Genomic DNA, 18,590 nt, shown 5'->3' with positions numbered 1-18,590 from the left:
ACCAGGGCGGCGGCGGGAATATATTTCCGGCACTGATTGATCAGTCAGGAAATAATCGATGCGCAGCAGTTAATATCTATTTAGTTAATAACAGTGCCGCTGCATTACAAAACGAAGACCCCATGCCTTGCAGCGTCAATGGCATCGAGCCTGCCCTGTTCCTGCCAAAAAAACAGGGGGCCTGAGCCCCCTGTCGTCGTTCCCGATTGCCATCACCCGCGGTCCAGCAGGATGTTGAGCATGCGGCGCAGCGGCTCGGCGGCGCCCCACAACAGCTGGTCGCCCACGGTGAAGGCGGCCAGGTATTCCGGGCCCATGTTGAGCTTGCGCAGACGACCGACCGGGATACTGAGGGTGCCGGTGACGGCGGCCGGGGTCAGCTCGCGGGCGGTGATGTCGCGATCGTTGGGGATCACCTTGACCCAGTCGTTGTGGGCGGCCAGCAGGGCTTCGATCTCGGCCAGCGGCACGTCTTTTTTCAGCTTGATGGTGAAGGCCTGGCTGTGGCAGCGCAGGGCGCCGATGCGCACACACAGACCATCCACCGGAATGGCGGCGTTTTCGATACCCAGGATCTTGTTGGTCTCGGCCTGGCCCTTCCACTCTTCGCGGCTCTGGCCGTTGTCGAGCTTGGTGTCGATCCAGGGGATGAGGCCACCGGCCAGCGGTACGCCGAAGTTGTCCACCGGCAGGGTGCCGGAGCGGGTCTTCTCGGTGATCTTGCGCTCGATGTCGAGGATGGCGGAGGCGGGATCCGCCAGCTCCACCGCCACTTCATCACGCAGCAGCCCCATCTGGGTGACCAGCTCACGCATGTGGCGCGCACCGCCGCCGGAGGCGGCTTGATAGGTGGCCACGCTCACCCACTCCACCAGATCGGCCTTGAACAGGCCACCCAGGGCCAGCAGCATCAGGCTGACGGTGCAGTTGCCGCCGACGAAGGTCTTGATGCCGTCGTTCAGGGCATGCTCGATGACGTCGCCGTTGACCGGATCCAGGATGATGACCGCGTCCTTCTCCATGCGCAGGGAGGAGGCGGCATCAATCCAGTAACCCTGCCAGCCGGCGGCTTTCAGGCGCGGATAGACATCCTTGGTGTAGTCGCCGCCTTGGGCGGTGATGATGATGTCCTGTGCGGCCAGCGCCTCGATGTCGAAGGCATCCTGCAGGGTGCCGGCATCGACGCCGAAATTGGGGGCGGCCTCACCGGCCTGGGAGGTGGTGAAGAAGGTGGGCTGAATGCGGGCAAAATCCTTCTCTTCCTGCATCCGGCTCATCAATACCGAACCCACCATGCCACGCCAACCGACCAAACCTACTTTTTTCATAATGTCCTACCCTGGATAGCTGCTTATAGAAACCGAGTGTGATAACCGTAATCCCTTGTCCGGCGCGGGCCGTTTACAAGCGATTCACAAAATATGGGTTGCGAAAAATGCGTCTGTCCACATTACGGATTGTGACGGCGGGCGCAAGTCGAATTGCGCAATATTCTGTGCCGTTCGCTGCAATATCCGTCAGCCTGGCCGACCTGCGGGCAGCCGGTTGGCATCCCGCCACGACTTGGGGCATCATTGAGACCGACCGGCAGCCCCGCTGCCCCTCGGGGACGACCCCGAGGCCTCCTGATGCGCAGGGACGACCCTGCTTCCTGCGGAATCTGCCTTATGTCCTGGTTGCTCCTGCTGCTGGCCGGCCTGTTCGAGGTCGCCTGGGCCATCGGCCTCAAATACACCGACGGTTTCAGCCGTCCCCTGCCCACCCTGCTGACCCTGCTCGCCATGGGAGTGAGCGTGCTGCTGCTCGCCATGGCGGTCAAACAGCTGCCCCTTGGCACCGCCTACGCAGTCTGGACCGGCATCGGCGCGGTCGGCACCGTGCTGATGGGGATCTGGCTGTTCAACGAACCGGCCACCCTCGCCCGGGTGCTCTGCCTGCTGCTGATCATCGGCGGGATCCTGGGTCTGAAATTCATCGGCTGAGCCGTGACCGACCTCGGTTGAATGGAGAGCAAAACGGGGCATGGGCCCCGTTTTTTGCCTGCCAAACGCGCCGACCCCTGCTATTATCTGCGGCCAAACATGAGCCAATAAAAATCAGGATATCGTGATGACCGACCACACTTTTATTCCCGGCAAGGACGCGGCGCTGGAAGACTCCATCGAACGCTTCCAGACCAAGCTGCAAGCCCTGGGGTTTGATATCGAAGAGGCCTCCTGGCTCAACCCCGTGCCCAACGTCTGGTCCGTGCACATCCGGGACAAGGAGTGCTCCCTCTGTTTCACCAACGGCAAGGGTGCCAGCAAGAAGGCGGCGCTCGCCTCCGCCCTTGGCGAATATTTCGAGCGCCTCTCCACCAACTACTTCTTCGCCGACTTCTATCTGGGCGAGCAGGTTGCCAATGGCGACTTCGTTCACTACCCGAACGAGAAGTGGTTCCCCATCGAGGGGGATCAGCTGCCCGCCGGTCTGCTCGACAGCTTCACCCGCAAGTTCTACAACCCGGACGGTGAAGTGACCGCCGACATGCTGGTGGACCTGCAATCCGGCAACGAGGAGCGCGGCATCGTCGCCTTGCCCTTCGAGCGCCAGTCTGATCACCAGACCGTCTACATCCCGATGAACATCATCGGCAACCTCTATGTCTCCAACGGCATGAGCGCCGGCAACACCAAGACCGAGGCCCGCACCCAGGGCTTGTCCGAGGTGTTCGAGCGCCACGTCAAAAACAAGATCATCGCAGAAGCTCTGAGCCTGCCGGAGATCCCGGCCGAGGTCATTGCCCGTTACCCCGGCATCAAGGCCTCCATCGAGGCGCTGGAAGCCGAAGGCTTCCCCATCTACAGCTTCGATGCGTCGCTCGGCGGTCGCTACCCGGTCATCTGCGTGGTGCTGCTCAACCCGAGCAACGGTACCTGCTTTGCCTCCTTCGGCGCCCACCCGCGCTTCGAAGTGGCGTTCGAGCGTACCGTCACCGAGCTGCTGCAAGGCCGCAGCCTCAAGGATCTGGATGTGTTCGTACCGCCCTCGTTTGACAACGAGCAGGTGGCGGATCACCACAACCTGGAGACACACTTCATCGACTCCTCAGGCCTCATCAGCTGGGACCTGTTCAAGCAGGATGCGGACTTCGAGTTTGCCGACTGGGACTTCCGCGGCACCTCGCAGGAGGAGTTCGACCACCTGATCGGCATCTTCCACGAGCTGGAGCAGCCGGTCTACATCGCCGACTACGAGCACCTGGGCGTCTACGCCTGCCGCATCCTGGTGCCAGGCATGTCCGACATCTATCCGGCCGAAGATCTGCTGCTGGCCAACAACACCATGGGTGCCCACCTGCGGGAAACCATCCTGGCGCTGCCGGCGCTGGAGTGGGACGCGGAGCAATACATGGCGCTGTTTGACCAGCTGGATGAAGAGGGTCACGACGAGCGCACCCGGGTGCGCGAGCTGCTCGGCATCGCCGCCGCCAAGGGCACCGCCCTGCACACCCTGCGGGTGGGCGAGCTCAAAGCCATGCTGGCGCTGGCCGCCGGAGAACTCGACACAGCGCTCGATCTCATCGACTGGACCATGGAGTTCAACCAGTCGGTGTTCCCGGCCGATCGCGCCAACTACTATCGTGCCCTGCGCGCCTGCGTCGAGCTGTTCCTGGACGAGGATCGTGACCCCGAGCAGTACCGCGCCGTGTTTGCCCGCATGTATGGCGAAGAGACGCTGGCGCAGGCTTGGGCCCACGCCAGCGGTGAAGCGCGCTTCCACGGACTGGCTGCCGCCGATCTCTCCCTCAGCCAGTTCCCGCTGCATCAGAAGCTGCTGGCTGCCTACGAGAAGCTGCAGAAGGCCAAACGAGCCCATTCATGGGGTTGATGTGGTAACATTCCGAAGGGGCCCTGATGGCCCCTTCTCTTTTATGGTCTGCCAAGTGGCCATTTGTTATTCAAAGATGAAATAAAAAACAAAAAATACCTCTTAGGGGGTTGCCAACAAGGAGTAGCAAGTGCTGGGGAGACGCAAAGATGCCTTGCTGGCACACTTTTTCAGGGATGAAAAATAAATTGTTTAAAATCATGATATTAAAAAAACCACGTTTCTGTTTCAGCTGAAACCTGGTGTAAAGAATCGCTGCCGGGGGACTCAAATATTTGTAGTAAAATTACATTCACAATCTGCAATTCTTGATCGGAGTCAATTTTGACGATCTGGCCCTTTGTTATGATTTCCACAGGCAAAACATCAGGTACATGAGAATTGAAAGCAGAATCTCCCTTTGATTGTCTCAAGCCAGAAGCCATCGCTGCACTGGCAGAAGATATAACCTATGCCAAGGCCACCAAGCCCGCATACAAGGTCATCCCCCTGGCCATCACAGCTGGCGCCTTCATCGCCATCGCTTTCGTCTTCTACATCACAGTCACCACGGGTGCCGGCAATGTGGCCTGGGGCCTCAGCAAGCTGGTCGGCGGTCTCTGTTTCGCTCTTGGCCTGATCCTCTGCGTGCTGCTCGGCGCCGAGCTGTTCACCTCCACCACACTCACCCTGGTGGCCAAGGCGGCGAATCGCATCACCTGGGCCCAACTGTTCAAGAACTGGGGACTGGTCTACTTCGGCAACCTCATCGGCGGTCTTATCATCGTCGGGCTCATCATCATGTCGGCCGAATACATGGCGGCAGATGGTCAGTGGGGCCTAAACGCCCTCAAGGTGGCCCAGCATAAGATCCACCACACCTTCTTCGAAGCCGTGGCGCTTGGCATCCTCTGCAACCTCATGGTGTGTCTCGCCGTGTGGATGGCGTTCGGCGCCCGCAGTGCCACCGACAAGGTGATGGTCATGCTGCTCCCCGTCGCCATGTTCGTGGCCTCCGGTTTTGAGCACAGCATCGCAAACATGTTTATGATCCCGGTCGGCATCGCCATTCACAGCGTCGCAGGCCCGGAATTCTGGCAGGCCATCGGCCAGGACCCGGCGACCTTTGCCGACCTGACCGTATCCAACTTCGTCCTGCACAACCTCATTCCTGTCACCATAGGTAATATCATTGGTGGTGGCGTCATGGTTGGGCTGACTTACTGGTTTATCTTCCGTCGCCATCATTAAGGATGGCGGCAGACACATAAATACCTTGAGAGGTAATGAAAATGGCAGAACTTAACGAACAGTTCCAAAAAGCATGGGAAGGCTTCGCGGCCGGTGAATGGCAGACCTCTGTCAACACCCGTGACTTCATCCAGAAGAACTACACCCCGTATGAAGGTGACGAGTCCTTCCTGGCTGGCGCGACCGAAGCTACCACCAAGCTGTGGGACAAGGTCATGGAAGGCATCAAGATCGAGAACCGCACCCACGCGCCGGTCGATTTTGATACCGACCTGCCCTCCACCATTACCGCTCACGATGCCGGCTATATCGATCAGAGCCTGGAGCAAATCGTTGGTCTGCAGACCGACAAGCCGCTCAAGCGCGCCATCATCGCCAACGGCGGTATCAAGATGGTCAAGACCTCTTGCGAAGTGTACGGTCGTCAGCTGGACCCGATGGTCGAGAAGATCTTCACCGAGTACCGCAAGACTCACAACCAGGGCGTGTTCGACGTCTACACCAAAGACATCCTGAACTGCCGCAAGTCCGGCGTCATCACCGGTCTGCCGGATGCCTACGGCCGTGGCCGTATCATCGGTGACTACCGTCGTGTTGCCCTGTACGGTATCGACTTCCTGATGGCCGACAAACTGGCCCAGTTCAAGTCCCTGCAGGCTGACCTGGAAAACGGTGTCAACCTGGAAGCCACCATCCGTCTGCGCGAAGAGATCTCCGAGCAGCACCGTGCCCTGGCCCAGATGAAGGTGATGGCTGCCAAATATGGTTGCGATATCTCCGTTCCGGCCAAGACCGCCAAAGAAGCCGTACAGTGGACCTACTTCGCCTACCTGGCGGCCGTCAAGTCCCAGAACGGCGCGGCCATGTCCTTCGGTCGTACCTCCAGCTTCCTGGACATCTACATCGAGCGTGACCTGCAAAAAGGCCTGATCACCGAGCAAGAAGCCCAGGAGCTGATGGACCACATGGTCATGAAGCTGCGTATGGTTCGCTTCCTGCGTACCCCGGAATACGATTCACTGTTCTCCGGCGACCCGATGTGGGCTACCGAGACCCTGGCTGGTATGGGCGTTGACGGCCGTACCCTGGTCACCAAGAACAGCTTCCGTATGCTGAACACCCTGTACACCATGGGCCCGTCCCCTGAGCCGAACCTGACCATCCTGTGGTCCGAGAAGCTGCCGGTCGGTTTCAAGAAGTACTGCGCCAAGGTATCCATCGAGACCTCTTCCGTTCAGTACGAGAACGACGACCTGATGCGTCCGGACTTCAACAACGATGACTACGCCATCGCTTGCTGTGTGTCCCCGATGATCGTCGGCAAACAGATGCAGTTCTTCGGTGCTCGTGCCAACCTGGCCAAGACCATGCTGTACGCCATCAACGGCGGTATGGACGAGAAGATGAAGCTGCAGGTGGGTCCGAAGACCGACATGATCACCTCCGAGTACCTCGAGTACAACGACGTGATGGATCGTCTGGATCACTTCATGGACTGGCTGGCCAAGCAATACGTTGCCGCGCTGAACATCATCCACTACATGCACGACAAGTACAGCTACGAAGCCTCTCTGATGGCGCTGCACGACCGTGACGTCTATCGCACCATGGCTTGCGGCATCGCCGGTCTGTCCGTTGCGGCTGACTCCCTGTCTGCCATCAAGTACGCCAAGGTCAAGCCGGTTCGTGACGAAGATGGCGTGGCCATCGACTTCGAAATCGAAGGCGAGTACCCGCAGTTCGGTAACAACGACGCTCGCGTCGATGACATCGCCTGTGACCTGGTAGAGCGCTTCATGAAGAAAATTCAGAAGCTGAACACCTACCGTGGTGCCGTGGCTACCCAGTCCGTGCTGACCATCACCTCCAACGTGGTGTACGGCAAGAAGACCGGTAACACTCCGGATGGTCGTCGCGCCGGTGCGCCGTTCGGCCCGGGTGCCAACCCGATGCACGGTCGTGACCAGAAGGGTGCCGTTGCTTCCCTGACTTCCGTCGCCAAGCTGCCGTTCGCTTACGCCAAAGATGGTATCTCCTATACCTTCTCCATCGTGCCGAACGCGCTGGGTAAAGACATGGAAGCCCAGAAAGCCAACCTGGCCGGTCTGATGGATGGTTACTTCCACCACGAGTCCAACCTGGAAGGCGGTCAGCACCTGAACGTCAACGTGATGAACCGTGAAATGCTGCTGGACGCCATGGAAAACCCGGAGAAATATCCGCAGTTGACCATCCGCGTATCCGGTTATGCCGTTCGCTTCAACTCTTTGACCAAAGAGCAACAGCAAGACGTCATCACCCGTACCTTCACCGCCTCTCTGTAATAGAGTCTCGGTGAACAAAAACCGGCGCCCAGGCGCCGGTTTTTTTATGCCTGATAGTCAGGGAACATAGGCCTGAAAACCTGCAGGCAGGGCCGGCACTCCACTTCTCTCACCCCACCTTGTTCAGGGCCGCTCCCCTGCTGCCAGACGGCGGTTGATATCAGCGATGACCGGAGCAATGTCGGCCAGGGTATCGATCACGTAATGAGCCCCCGCCGCCCGCAGTTTGGCCTCGGCCGGTGCGCGCCTAGTGGCGATCTCCGCCTCGCTCATGGCGGAAAACGCTTCCCAAGTGGCGCCAAACTCGTTGCCGGAGACCGACAGACCTACGGTCCACATGCCCGCGTTCAACCCTTCGCTGATGCCAGGCACGGCGTCATCCACCTTGATGCAGCGATGCACCGCGCTTACTCCGAGCTCAATCACGTTGGCCAGCGCCATCCAGGGGCCGGGACGGCCACCCGCCTTGAGGTCATCGGTGGCGACCCAGTGATCCGGGCGATAGCCGTGATCCAACGCCGCCGGCACCAGCGCTTCCATTACCGGACGGGGGTAACCGGAGCAGGAGCCGATGCGCAGCCCCTGCTCCCGCAAGGCATCCAGCACCGACAGCACCCCGGGAATGGGAGTGGCAAAGCGGGTCACCGCGGCAATCTGCAGCGGCATAAAGGTGTGATAGAGGTGGTCCACCTCGGCGTGGCTCATAGGGTGGCCGAAGCGGGCCTGCCAGCGGGCATCCACCGAGGGCAGACGGCCGAGCGCCGCGATATGATCCCACTTGCCCAGCCCCATGGGCTGGCGCGCCTCATCCAGGGTCACAGCAAAGTCATAGGCGCGGGCGAAGGCCTCGACGAAGATGGAGGTGGGGGCGAAGGAGCCGAAATCGACCACGGTACCGGCCCAGTCGAGGATCAGTGCCTCTATGTCTGTGGTCGGGTGGCTGGCAATCTGCAAGTCAGTCATGGTGATGTTCCTGTTTCGGTGAAAGCGCGATCTCGCCGAGGGCGCGATCGAGAATGGCGATGGCGCGCACCAGATCGGCGCGAGCGATATTGAGCGGGGGCGAGAGCTGGATGACGTTGCCCTGGGAGACCTTGAAGCTGAGCCCAAGCTCCAGACAGCGGTAGAGCAGCCGCTCGGCGGCCTGACTATTGCGGGTGCGACTCTGGTGATCGACCACCAGATCGAGGGCCCACAGAAGGCCGATACCGCGCACCTGGCCGATCAGCGGGTAACGCTCGGCAAGCGCCGCGAGCTCGCGCGCCATAAAGCGACCATCCTCCCGCACCTTGGCCAGCAACCCCTCTTCTCGGATGGTAGCGATGGTGGCGAGAGCCGCCGCGCAGCCGATAGGGCTCTTCTCGTGGGTGTAGTGACCGAGCGAGATGGCCGCCGCCTGATTGAAACGATCCCGGGTGATGAGCGCGGCAAACGGCACCACCCCGCCCCCCAACCCCTTGCCAAGACAGATGATATCGGGCTCGATGCCGAACTCTTCGAAGCTGAACCAGTGGCCGATGCGGCCCAGGGCATTGGGGATCTCGTCGACGATCAGCAGCACATTATGGCGATCGCAGATCTCCCGCACCCGTTGCCAGTAGGCCCTTGAGGGCACCTGCACGTCGGTGTTGCGAATGGGCTCGGCGATAAAGGCACCTATCCCCCCCTCCTTCTCGATGACGTACTCCAGATAATCGGCGTAGTGCAGATCATCCCCTTCCCCGCGATACCAGACGCCGCGATAACGGGTGGGGGGCGGGATGCGCTCCACTCCGGCCATCAGCGGGCCCATGCCGGCGCGAAAACAGGCCTCACCACCGACCGAAATAGCATCGAGGGAGGCGCCGTGAAAGGCATCCCACAGGGACACCACCTTGCTGTTGCCGGTAATGAAGCGGGCAAGCTTCAAGGCAATGCCCACCACCTCGCTGCCGCCGGGGGCGAACAGCACCCGGTTGAGATCGCCGGGGGCCAGCTCGGCCAGAGTGCGGGCGCAGTCGATAGCGACCCGGTGGGTGTAGCGGCGGGGGGCGAACGGCAAGTCGGCGAGCTGCTGCTGCACCGCGGCCACCACCCTGGGATGACCGTGACCCAGCTGATGGACGCTGTTGCCATGAAAATCGAGGTAGCGTTTGCCCGATACGCTGGTCAGCGAGCTCCCCTGCGCCCCCTCAAGCAGATCGAGACAGGGGGTGGAGAGCGCCTGATGGAGGAAGTAGCGGCTATCCTCCGCCAATCCGGCCTGTACCTCTTCGCTCTGGCCCGCCCACCAGCGCGCCCGTCCCTCGCCGAGGTTGATATCCCCTTCGCTGTCGGCGCGGCCACTGCTGTGCAGCTTATGGTCATGCAAATCGCAGCCACGCAGATCGCAACCGTGAAGCGCTTGGCTCGTCATCGCGCATCCCCTCGCCAGTAGCAGGCGCTGGCCATGGCGGCGAGCAAGGAGCGCACCCGCTCAGGAGTCACGTCACCGATATTGCCGATACGGAAGCAATCGGCTTGCGAGACCTTGCCCGGATAGATGACAAAGCCCTGCCCCTTGAGCCGCTGGTAGAAGTCGGCGAAGCGGTAGTCCGGGTGGGCCGGGGAGTAGAAGGCGGTGATGATGGGGGATTGCCATTGTTCTGGCAGCAGCGGCGCAAAGCCAAGGGCGGCCATGCCATCCACCAGGGTGCGCTGATTGTCGCGGTAGCGCCGATGGCGGGCGGCGATGCCCCCCTCTTCGTCCAGCTCGCGCAGGGCCTGGGCAAAGGCGAGTACGGTATGGGTGGGCGAGGTAAAGCGCCACTTGCCCCCCTGCTGCTCCATGGTCTGCCACTGGGCGTGCAGGTCGAGGGAGACCGAACGGGCACGACCGGCGCAGGCCGTGAGCGCCACGCGGCGGGCGATGACGAAACCAAAGCCCGGCACCCCCTGGATGCACTTGTTGGCGGAGCTGATGAGAAATTCGATGCCAAGGCGGCCCATGTCGATGGGGATGCCGCCAAAGCTGCTCATGGCATCGACGATCAGGCGGATGCCGCGGCGCTGGCAGAGCGCTGCCACCTCCTCCAACGGGTTGAGCATGCCGGTGGTGGTCTCGCAGTGCACCATGGCCAGATGGGTGATCTCGGGGTGGCGCGCCAGCATCGCCTCGATGGCGGCGGGTTCCGGGCGGCTTGTCTCGCCGCAGTCGAGCTCATGGTGACGCAAGCCAAGGCAGCGGGCCATCTCCCCCATGCGGGCACCGTAGGCACCGTTGTTGATGATAAGCAGACACTCATCGGCGCCTATCGCCGAGCCCAGCACGCTCTCCACCACATAGCTACCACTCCCCTGCAGCAGCACGGCGCTGTAGTCGCTTTCATATTCCGGGCCGGTGGCGAGACGCACCAGCTCGCGGCGGATGGGCTCGACCACGCCCTGGTTGTAGTCCGCATCCCAGGTGCAGCTGTCTTGCAGCATGGCGGCACGCACCGTGGCGGTGGTCGAGAGGGGGCCCGGGGTCAGCAGCAGGTAATCGACGGCGGCAGGGGCCGCAGGAATATGGGTCATGACTTCGCTCCTTTTGGTATATACCAGAATGAGCGCATTGTGGGTAACTGCCCCGCCAAGGTCAAAGGTGTGGGGTTACGTGCAACAAAAAATTCATTTTCAGCGCCGGGATCGCGATAATCTAGGAAGCCTGAACAGCAGGGGCGATGCTGGTATCTACCAACATGTTTTTATTTCGTCGTTTAACGGTCGGGCTGATGACCAGCCCTGCGCCCAGCCCATTGCCCAACTCATTGCACAACTTATTGCAAAACCAGGGATTTTCATGAGCAAACCCCAATACCTGCAGATCAAGGATGCCCTCGCCAACCAGATCCTGGCGGGGGGGCTGGCCCCCAACGACAAGCTCCCCTCCGAGCGACTGCTGGGGGAACTCTATGGCACCACAAGGGTCACCATCCGCGAGGCGCTGGTGCAGCTGGAGGCAAACGGCCTTATCTATCGGGAGGATCGCCGCGGCTGGTTTGTCACCCCGCCGCGCTTTCGCTTGAACCCCAGACGCACCTCCAACTTTCACCAGATAGTACGTGAGCAAGGGGGCGAGCCGCGCACCGAGCTGCTGGAGAAAAGCCGCCAGGCAGTGCCGCCCGCGTTGATGGCACAGTTGCAGCTCAAGCCGTTCGACAGCCTGTTTCTGCTCAAACGGCTGCGCTATGCCAACGGGCGCGCCATCTGTTACTGCGAGAACCACTGCCTGCCAGAGCGGGTGCCCGGCCTGCTAGAGCTGGATCTCAACGGCAGTCTGACCGAGATCTACCAGGCCCATTACGATCTCCACTATGCCCGCATGCAGGTGCGCTTCTTCCCCACCGCCCTGCCGGACGAAGTGGCCAAGGCGCTGGGGGCCACCGCCGGTCTGCCCGCCCTGCGCCTTGAGCGACTCAACTTCGATCAGCACGGCCGGGTGCTCGACTTCGATCTGGAGTACTGGCGCCACGACAGTCTGGAGATAGAGGTGGATACCCAGGATTAGTCACGGATAAATCAGGGACGGCAAAACGTCACGGGGCTGTCACGGTCACGTCATAAAGTTCCCCTAGCCTCTCTCTCGACCAATCTGGTTTATACCAAGCCAACTTATATGGAGAAGAGGATGAAACAGGGAACCCATCTGCTGGCCGCCGCCGTGCTGGCTGCCATGACCACCCCGGCACTGGCCGCAACCGATCTCACCGTCTATACCGCCTTCGAACCGGAGCAGCTCAGCGAGCTGAAAACCGCGTTCGAGCGCCAGCATCCGGATATCAACATCAAGTGGGTGCGTGACTCCACCGGCGTGGTCACCGCCCGCTTGCTTGCAGAAAAAGCCCAGCCCAAAGCGGATGTGGTATGGGGACTGGCCGCCACCAGCCTGATGCAGCTCGATCAGCAGCAGATGCTCAATGCCTATGCACCGAAAGGACTGGATAAGCTCGACAGCCGCTTTCGCGACAGCAAGGCCGAGCCGCACTGGATCGGTCTGGACGCCTTCTTCAGCGCCATCTGCTTCAACAAGGTAGAGGCGGAGAAACAGGGGATCCCGGCCCCCACCAGCTGGGCCGACCTCACCAAGCCCATCTACAAGGGCAAGGTGATCATGCCCAACCCCAGCTCCTCCGGCACCGGTTACCTGAGCGTCGCTGGCTGGCTGCAGACCATGGGCGAGAAGCAGGGCTGGCAATTCATGAACGGCCTGCACCAGAACATCGACCGTTACACCCACTCGGGCTCAGCCCCCTGCAAGCTGGCCGCCAGCGGCGAGACGGTGATCGGTATCTCCTTCGACTTCCCGGCCACCAGCCTCAAGGCCAAGGGGGCCCCCATCGAGGTGGTGTTCCCGAGAGAGGGTTCGGGCTGGGACATGGAAGCTGCCGCCATCATCAAGGGCACCTCCAAGCTGGATGCCGCCAAACAGCTGCTCGACTTTGCCGCCACCGAACAGGCCAACGCCCTCTACAACAAGTCGTTCGCCGTGGTTGCCATTCCGGATGTGGCCAAGCCCAGAGCCGGCTATCCCGCCAACATCAAGGGCCAGATGATCGACAACGACTTTGGCTGGGCTGCCCGCGAGCGCAACACCATCCTGGCCCAGTGGAGCGCCAGCTTCGACGGCAAGACCGAAGCCAAGCAGTAATCCTGTTGAGGGCAGGTTTGTGCGATGGCTGTAAATCGCCGCCGACAGATCCATTGCCGAAGGCCAACCCAGGTTGGCCTTCGTTTTTTGGCATCGCCCCCGTGTTTGTGTCGTCCTCAATGGGTGGCGCCCCCATCCACACGCGGCCAAGCTAGCTGCTGGCTACCCATCGTCATCTAACTGTCATCAAGCCGTCATCCCTAGATCACCTGACCGTCACACTTTGCCCGCAAACTGGTATATACCAAATCAGTAGCGAGTCGCACCATGACCCAGCCTTATCTGAACATTCAACACCTCAACAAGCAGTTTGGGACTTTTCAGTCCCTCAAGGGGATCTCTCTGACCATTGAGCCGGGGGAGTTTATCTGCTTTCTTGGCCCCTCCGGCTGCGGCAAGACCACCCTGCTCAGAGCCATCGCCGGGCTGGATCTGCCGGACAGCGGCGAGATCTGGCAAGGGGGGCGCAATATCTCCCAGCTGCCGCCCCAGCAGCGCGATTTTGGCATCGTGTTTCAGTCCTACGCCCTCTTCCCCAACCTGACGGTGGCCCAGAACATCGCCTTCGGCCTTGAGAATCAGGGGCTGGCGCGGGATCTCATCAAGGAGCGGGTCGCTCACTGGCTGGGGCTGGTGGATCTCACGGCCCAGTCCCACAAATACCCGAGCCAGATCTCCGGCGGTCAGCAGCAGCGGGTGGCGCTGGCCCGGGCACTGGCCCTCTCCCCCGGTCTGTTGCTGCTGGACGAACCGCTCAGTGCGCTGGATGCGCTGGTGCGCACCCACCTTCGCAGCGAGATCCGCGCCCTGCAGCAGCGCCTTGGCATCACCACCATCATGGTGACCCACGATCAGGAAGAGGCGCTGACCATGGCCGATCGCATCGTGGTGATGGATAGCGGCCGCATCGTGCAGGTGGGCACCCCGCAGGAGATCTACCACCAGCCTGCCAGCCGCTTCGTGGCAAGCTTTGTCGGCACCATGAACTTCCTCGACACCCTGGTGCTGAGCCCCACTCAGGTGCGCCTTAACGATCAACCGTTGCCACTCACCAACCGGGCCACGGCCGGCAGTAAATTGCAGGTGGCGATCCGCCCCGAGGCGATCACCCTGAGTGCGCCGAGCGAGCCCTATCTTGGACAACATGGCGTTGAGGCAACCATCGATCAGGTGGAGTTTCTCGGCGCCGCCCAGCGCCTTATCTGCACCGCCGACACCTATCTGGGCCCGCAGCAAATTCTGGTGGAGCGCCCGACCCACGAGCTGCCCCGCCACGAGCAGGGGGGCTGGCGCAGCGGCATGCGCTGCTCGCTGCACTGGCCCGCCGGAGCGATGCAGCTGTTTGAAGGAGAGCGCCCATGACAGCCCCCCTTGCGACCTCCTCTCTGCTGCCACCAGCGACAGCCCGCCAAGACTCCCACTGGCAGCGGCTTTGTCGCGGCTGGAGCCGGGATCAACTGCTGCAGCTGATCCTGCTTTTGCTTGGCATCGCCCTGCTGGTGGGGGGCCTCTTGCTACCGCTGCTCACCATGCTGCAAAAGAGCCTGCAGGATGAGAACGGGCTCTGGGTAGGGCTTGCCAACTTCAGCGCCTATTTCGACTCCCCTCATCTGGGGCGCACCATTGGCAACACCCTCTGGCTCGGGGTGCTGATCACCGCGCTGGTGGTAACCATCGCCTTTGGTTACGCATATGCCCTCACCCGCACCTGCATGCCGGGCAAGGGGCTGTTTCGCCTCATTGGTTTGATCCCGCTCTTGATGCCCTCCCTGCTGCCCGCCATCAGTCTGGTCTACTGGTTTGGCAATCAGGGGATCGCCAAGGGGCTGCTCGGCGGCGAGAGCATCTACGGCCCCATCGGTATCGTCATTGGCCTTGGCTTCTGGTGCTTCCCCCACGCCCTGATGATCCTTATCACGGCGCTCGGTCAGAGCGACGCCCGCCTCTATGAAGCCTCCCGGGTGCTGGGCAGCAGCGGCTGGCGCACCTTTGTCACCGTCACCCTGCCCACCGCCCGCTATGGCCTGCTCAGCGCAGCCATCGCGGTGTTCACCCTCACCATCTGCGACTTCGGGGTGGCCAAGGTGATTGGCGGCCAGTACAGCGTGCTGGCCACCGATATCTACCGGCAGGTGATCGGGATGCAGAACTTCTCCCTCGGTGCCGTTGCCAGCGTCACCCTGCTGCTGCCGGCACTCTTGAGCTTTGCCCTGGAGCACAGGGTGCGCAGCAAGATGCAGGAACAGAGCAGCACCAAGGCGGTGCCCTATTGCCCCAAACCCCATCGGCTGCGGGATCTGCTGGCGCTCGGCTGGTGTACTCTCTGGGGCCTGCTGTTTCTGGCGCTGGTGGGCATGGCCGTTTACGGCTCCCTGGTGCAGTTCTGGCCCTACAACCTCGGGCTGACGCTGGATCACTACGCCTTTGACAGCAACAGCGTCTATGGCTGGCAGCCCTTTACCAACACCTTGCAGCTGGGTCTTTTTACCGCCATCGCGGGCACAGTGCTGGTGATGGTGCTGGCCTGGGCGCAGGAGAAGGGACGCCACTTTGCATGGCTGCGCCAGTTACTGCATCTGCTCGCCATGCTGTCGCTGGCGGTGCCCGGCATGGTGCTGGGGCTGGGTTATATCTTCTTTTTCAACGGCAATCCGCTCTTTGGCAGCCTCTACGGCAGCCTGCCGTTAATGGTGCTCTCCTGCGTCATCCACTACTACACAGTGGGCCATATGACGGCGGTGACCAGCCTCAAGCAGCTGCCCAAAGAGCTGGAGCTGGTGGCCATCTCATTGCGAATCCCGCTCTGGAAGGCGTTCTGGCGCGTCACCCTGCCCGCCTCCCTGCCGGCGCTGCTGGAGATCTTCATCTATCTGTTCGTCAATGCCATGACCACCACCTCTGCGGTGATCTTCCTCTATTCGAGCGACAGCGTGCTCGCCTCCATCGCCGTGCTCAACATGGAGGACTCCGGCGATACCGCCGCGGCCGCCGCCATGGCCACCCTGATCCTGCTGGCCGCCGCCACCGTCAAACTGCTCCAGCTCTTTTTGAGCCGCGCCCTGTTGGCCCGCACCCAGCGCTGGCGCCATCCATAACCTTGTTGAGGAGTCATCATGTCCACTCTCCCCTTCTGGCTGGCCGAAGCGCTCGCCGCCGAACAGCCCGCGCCGCCCACGCCCCTAGTCGGCCACCACGAGGTCGATGTCTGTGTCGTCGGTGGCGGCTTTACCGGGCTGTGGAGCGCCATCGCCCTTAAACAGGCCGAGCCTGCCTTACGCATCCTGGTGCTGGAGAAAGATCGCTGCGGCAGCGGCGCGTCGGGTCGCAACGGCGGCTGCCTGCTCACCTGGTCGGCCAAGTATTTGACGTTAAAGCGCCTCTTTGGCGAAGAGCAGGCCGCCTGGCTGGTACGCACCTCCGAGCAGGCGGTGCACGAGATCGCCCGTTTCTGCGAACAGCACAATATTGAGGCACAGCTGAGGGTCGAGGGCACTTGCTACACCGCCACCAGCGAGGCCCAGCGCGGCCTGATGGAGCCGGTATTGCGGGAGCTCACACAAGCCGGCCTTAACCAGTGGCAGGCGATTGAGGAGGGTTAACTGGCAAACCAGAGCGGCTCCCACGTCCATCTGGAGGGGTTCTACAACCCCCACGCGGGCTCGGTGCAACCGGCACTGCTGGTGCGCGGCCTGCTGCGGGTGGCGCGAGAGCTGGGGGTCGAGGTCTATGAACGCTCCCCCATGCAGCGCCTCGAAGGGGGCCAGCCTGCCCGGGTGCAGACGCCAGAGGCCATCGTTCACGCCCGCAAGGTGGTGCTGGCCCTCAACAGCGCCATGGCGGCGCACTTTCGCGAGTTTCGCCGCAGTATCGTGCTGGTCTCCTCCGATATGGTGATCACCGAGCCGGCACCACAGGCGCTTGCCGCCCAGCAGCTTGCGCACGGCCGCTCCGTGGTGGATGGCCGCACTTTTGTCCACTACTACCGCTCCACTCCGCAAGGGCGGCTGATGCTGGGCAAGGGGGGCAACACCTTTGCCTTTGCCAACCGCCATCTGGCCGAGTTCGATGCCCCCAGCCGTTATCTTGCCCCCCTCACCCGCACCCTGCGCCGCTTCTTTCCGGCCCTTGCAGAGGTGCCCATTGCCGCCAGCTGGTGCGGCGCCTCCGACCGCTCGGTGGATGGCCTCCCCTTCTTCGGCCACTGGCGAGGGCAGCCCAACGTGGTCTATGGCCTCGGCTATTCCGGCAACGGGGTGGCCCAGAGCTGGATCGGCGGCCAGATCCTGGCGGCCCTGGTGAGAGATGAAGTACGGGAGGAGGACAAACCGTGGCGTGACTGCGCCCTGGTAAGCGGCCCGCGCGGCTATTTCCCACCGGAGCCGTTTCGCTGGCTGGGGGCCATGGCGGTGCGCAATGCCATCCGGCGCAAGGAGCGGGCGGAAGATGAAAACCGCCCGGTGGCCTGGTATGACAAACAACTGGCCAAACTTGCCGATGCGGCGGGCAAGGCGGACAAATAGACGCCTTCGCAGCGCTGAGGAAGGAGCCAGAAAGCCGAAGGGGCAGGAGAGTGATGACTCCCCTGCCCCTTCGCAGTTGGTACGGCTCGCAGCTGACCCGATAGACAGGCTGGCGTTAGCTGGCCCAGGTAATGATGTGATCGATCCAGTCGCCGGCATCCACCTCGTGCACCACCTTGCCGCGCACCGACTGGCCGGCCTGGTGCATGGCGCTGCGGCTGCCGGTGATAAGCGGATGCCACTCTGGCAGGCTCTGCCCCTCCGCCAGTAGGCGGTAGGCGCAAGTCGACGGCAGCCAGTCATATTCGGCAATCTTGTCGTGGGTGATCTGCAGGCAGTCCGGCTCTTTCTTAAAGCGGTTGCCGTAGTCGGAGCACTGGCAGGTCTTGGTATTGAGCAGGTTGCAGGCCACGTTGGTGAACACCAGCTCCTCGGTGTCCTCGTCGATCAGCTTGTTCAGGCAGCACTTGCCGCAGCCGTCGCACAGGGACTCCCACTCCGTCATGGTCATCTGCTGCAGGCTCTTCGCCTGCCAAAATGGGGCGTTCTGCACGGGTTCTGTTTGCTGCGCGTTTTGCTGCATGAAGATAGGCTCACTCAATACACTGACAAGCGCGTGGTTATACGCCCTATGGCCCGATTTTTCAAGGTTGGCGGAGGTTTCGCCTATGAACTCCCTGCCGGTACCCTGGAGCAGATTTACGATATCAAAGTCACTCGCATCGTCTGTATGCAGCAAGACCGATTTACCCAATCCAATAAGGCTCAGGCGGTAAGGCTGGCTATCAACTACGAGCGAAGCGGAGATGCCGCCAGCCCAGTGCCTTTACCAGCGAAATGCCGACCCCTGAGCCGGCATTTTTATGGCACGGCGTTATTGTCAGACCTGACAGAGAGGGAAGCTGCGCAAGGGCAAATGGTCTTGGTTGAACACGGATTCAGCTTGCCCCTTTAACCCGGCTCGGAGGAGCATTAGCAACCAGCGTGGCCAGCTTGCTA

General features: G+C 61.6%; 13 protein-coding genes and 1 pseudogene. 9 read left to right on the top strand and 5 right to left on the bottom strand.

Going from position 1 to position 18,590, the window contains the following annotated elements; translation table 11 throughout:
- Positions 1 to 212: 212 nt before the first annotated feature.
- Entirely contained in the window at positions 213 to 1,328 is a 1,116-nt protein-coding gene (asd, locus tag I6L38_RS06765) for an aspartate-semialdehyde dehydrogenase (RefSeq protein WP_017782697.1), read from the bottom strand.
- A gap of 339 nt (positions 1,329 to 1,667) precedes the next feature.
- On the opposite strand from asd, the gene sugE reads away from it, so the two are divergent.
- From sugE to pflB, 4 genes are all read left to right on the top strand, one after another.
- A complete protein-coding gene (gene sugE / locus I6L38_RS06760; protein ID WP_010634166.1) occupies positions 1,668 to 1,982 on the top strand; it encodes a quaternary ammonium compound efflux SMR transporter SugE in 315 nt (104 codons plus the stop codon).
- Between the two features lie 127 nt (positions 1,983 to 2,109).
- Positions 2,110 to 3,870 (top strand): 30S ribosomal protein S12 methylthiotransferase accessory factor YcaO, encoded by a 1,761-nt coding sequence (gene ycaO, locus I6L38_RS06755; protein ID WP_024941585.1) that lies wholly within the window; start codon positions 2,110 to 2,112, stop codon positions 3,868 to 3,870.
- 381 nt (positions 3,871 to 4,251) lie between these two features.
- Entirely contained in the window at positions 4,252 to 5,100 is an 849-nt protein-coding gene (gene focA, locus I6L38_RS06750) for a formate transporter FocA (protein ID WP_005300246.1), read from the top strand.
- 41 nt (positions 5,101 to 5,141) lie between these two features.
- Complete coding sequence (pflB, locus tag I6L38_RS06745; protein ID WP_005300244.1) at positions 5,142 to 7,424, top strand: formate C-acetyltransferase; 2,283 nt, start codon at positions 5,142 to 5,144, stop codon at positions 7,422 to 7,424.
- Between the two features lie 123 nt (positions 7,425 to 7,547).
- On the opposite strand, the gene phnX is transcribed toward pflB, so the two are convergent.
- From phnX to phnW, 3 genes are read right to left on the bottom strand one after another with little or no spacing between them, the layout of a single operon-like run.
- Positions 7,548 to 8,387, bottom strand: a complete 840-nt coding sequence (gene phnX / locus I6L38_RS06740; RefSeq protein ID WP_216989308.1) for a phosphonoacetaldehyde hydrolase — start codon at positions 8,385 to 8,387, stop codon at positions 7,548 to 7,550.
- Positions 8,380 to 9,819, bottom strand: coding sequence for an aspartate aminotransferase family protein (locus I6L38_RS06735; protein ID WP_216989307.1), 1,440 nt, complete (start codon positions 9,817 to 9,819; stop codon positions 8,380 to 8,382). The genes phnX and I6L38_RS06735 overlap by 8 nt, the downstream gene beginning before the upstream one ends.
- The gene (phnW, locus tag I6L38_RS06730) at positions 9,816 to 10,958 is read right to left on the bottom strand and encodes a 2-aminoethylphosphonate--pyruvate transaminase (RefSeq protein ID WP_195879157.1); all 1,143 of its coding nucleotides are present in this window, start codon (positions 10,956 to 10,958) and stop codon (positions 9,816 to 9,818) included. Before phnW ends, I6L38_RS06735 begins: the two co-directional genes overlap by 4 nt.
- A gap of 265 nt (positions 10,959 to 11,223) precedes the next feature.
- Here phnW and phnR point away from each other — a divergent pair, with 265 nt between their 5' ends.
- The 5 genes and pseudogenes from phnR (at position 11,224) to I6L38_RS06705 (ending at position 17,591) form a co-directional block, all read left to right on the top strand.
- Positions 11,224 to 11,931 carry a phosphonate utilization transcriptional regulator PhnR gene (phnR, locus tag I6L38_RS06725; protein ID WP_005300236.1) on the top strand — a complete coding sequence of 236 codons (708 nt, stop codon included), beginning with the start codon at positions 11,224 to 11,226 and terminating at the stop codon, positions 11,929 to 11,931.
- Positions 11,932 to 12,051: 120 nt separating this feature from the next.
- On the top strand, positions 12,052 to 13,071 hold the full coding sequence (locus tag I6L38_RS06720; protein ID WP_195879158.1) for a putative 2-aminoethylphosphonate ABC transporter substrate-binding protein: 1,020 nt from the start codon (positions 12,052 to 12,054) through the stop codon (positions 13,069 to 13,071).
- Between the two features lie 267 nt (positions 13,072 to 13,338).
- The gene (locus I6L38_RS06715) at positions 13,339 to 14,433 is read left to right on the top strand and encodes a putative 2-aminoethylphosphonate ABC transporter ATP-binding protein (RefSeq protein ID WP_043171589.1); all 1,095 of its coding nucleotides are present in this window, start codon (positions 13,339 to 13,341) and stop codon (positions 14,431 to 14,433) included.
- Positions 14,430 to 16,166, top strand: coding sequence for a putative 2-aminoethylphosphonate ABC transporter permease subunit (locus I6L38_RS06710; RefSeq protein ID WP_216989306.1), 1,737 nt, complete (start codon positions 14,430 to 14,432; stop codon positions 16,164 to 16,166). The genes I6L38_RS06715 and I6L38_RS06710 overlap by 4 nt, the downstream gene beginning before the upstream one ends.
- A gap of 18 nt (positions 16,167 to 16,184) precedes the next feature.
- Positions 16,185 to 17,591: pseudogene (locus I6L38_RS06705) on the top strand (FAD-dependent oxidoreductase).
- Positions 17,592 to 17,706: 115 nt separating this feature from the next.
- Here the strand turns inward: I6L38_RS06705 and I6L38_RS06700 are convergent.
- The gene (locus I6L38_RS06700) at positions 17,707 to 18,174 is read right to left on the bottom strand and encodes a YcgN family cysteine cluster protein (protein ID WP_017787165.1); all 468 of its coding nucleotides are present in this window, start codon (positions 18,172 to 18,174) and stop codon (positions 17,707 to 17,709) included.
- Between the last annotated feature and the right edge of the window lie 416 nt (positions 18,175 to 18,590).

The organism is Aeromonas sp. FDAARGOS 1408, from assembly GCF_019048665.1.
Lineage (GTDB): Bacteria > Pseudomonadota > Gammaproteobacteria > Enterobacterales > Aeromonadaceae > Aeromonas > Aeromonas dhakensis.
The sequence above is the reverse complement of the archived record's forward strand: the minus strand, read 5'-3'. Positions and strand labels throughout refer to the sequence as shown.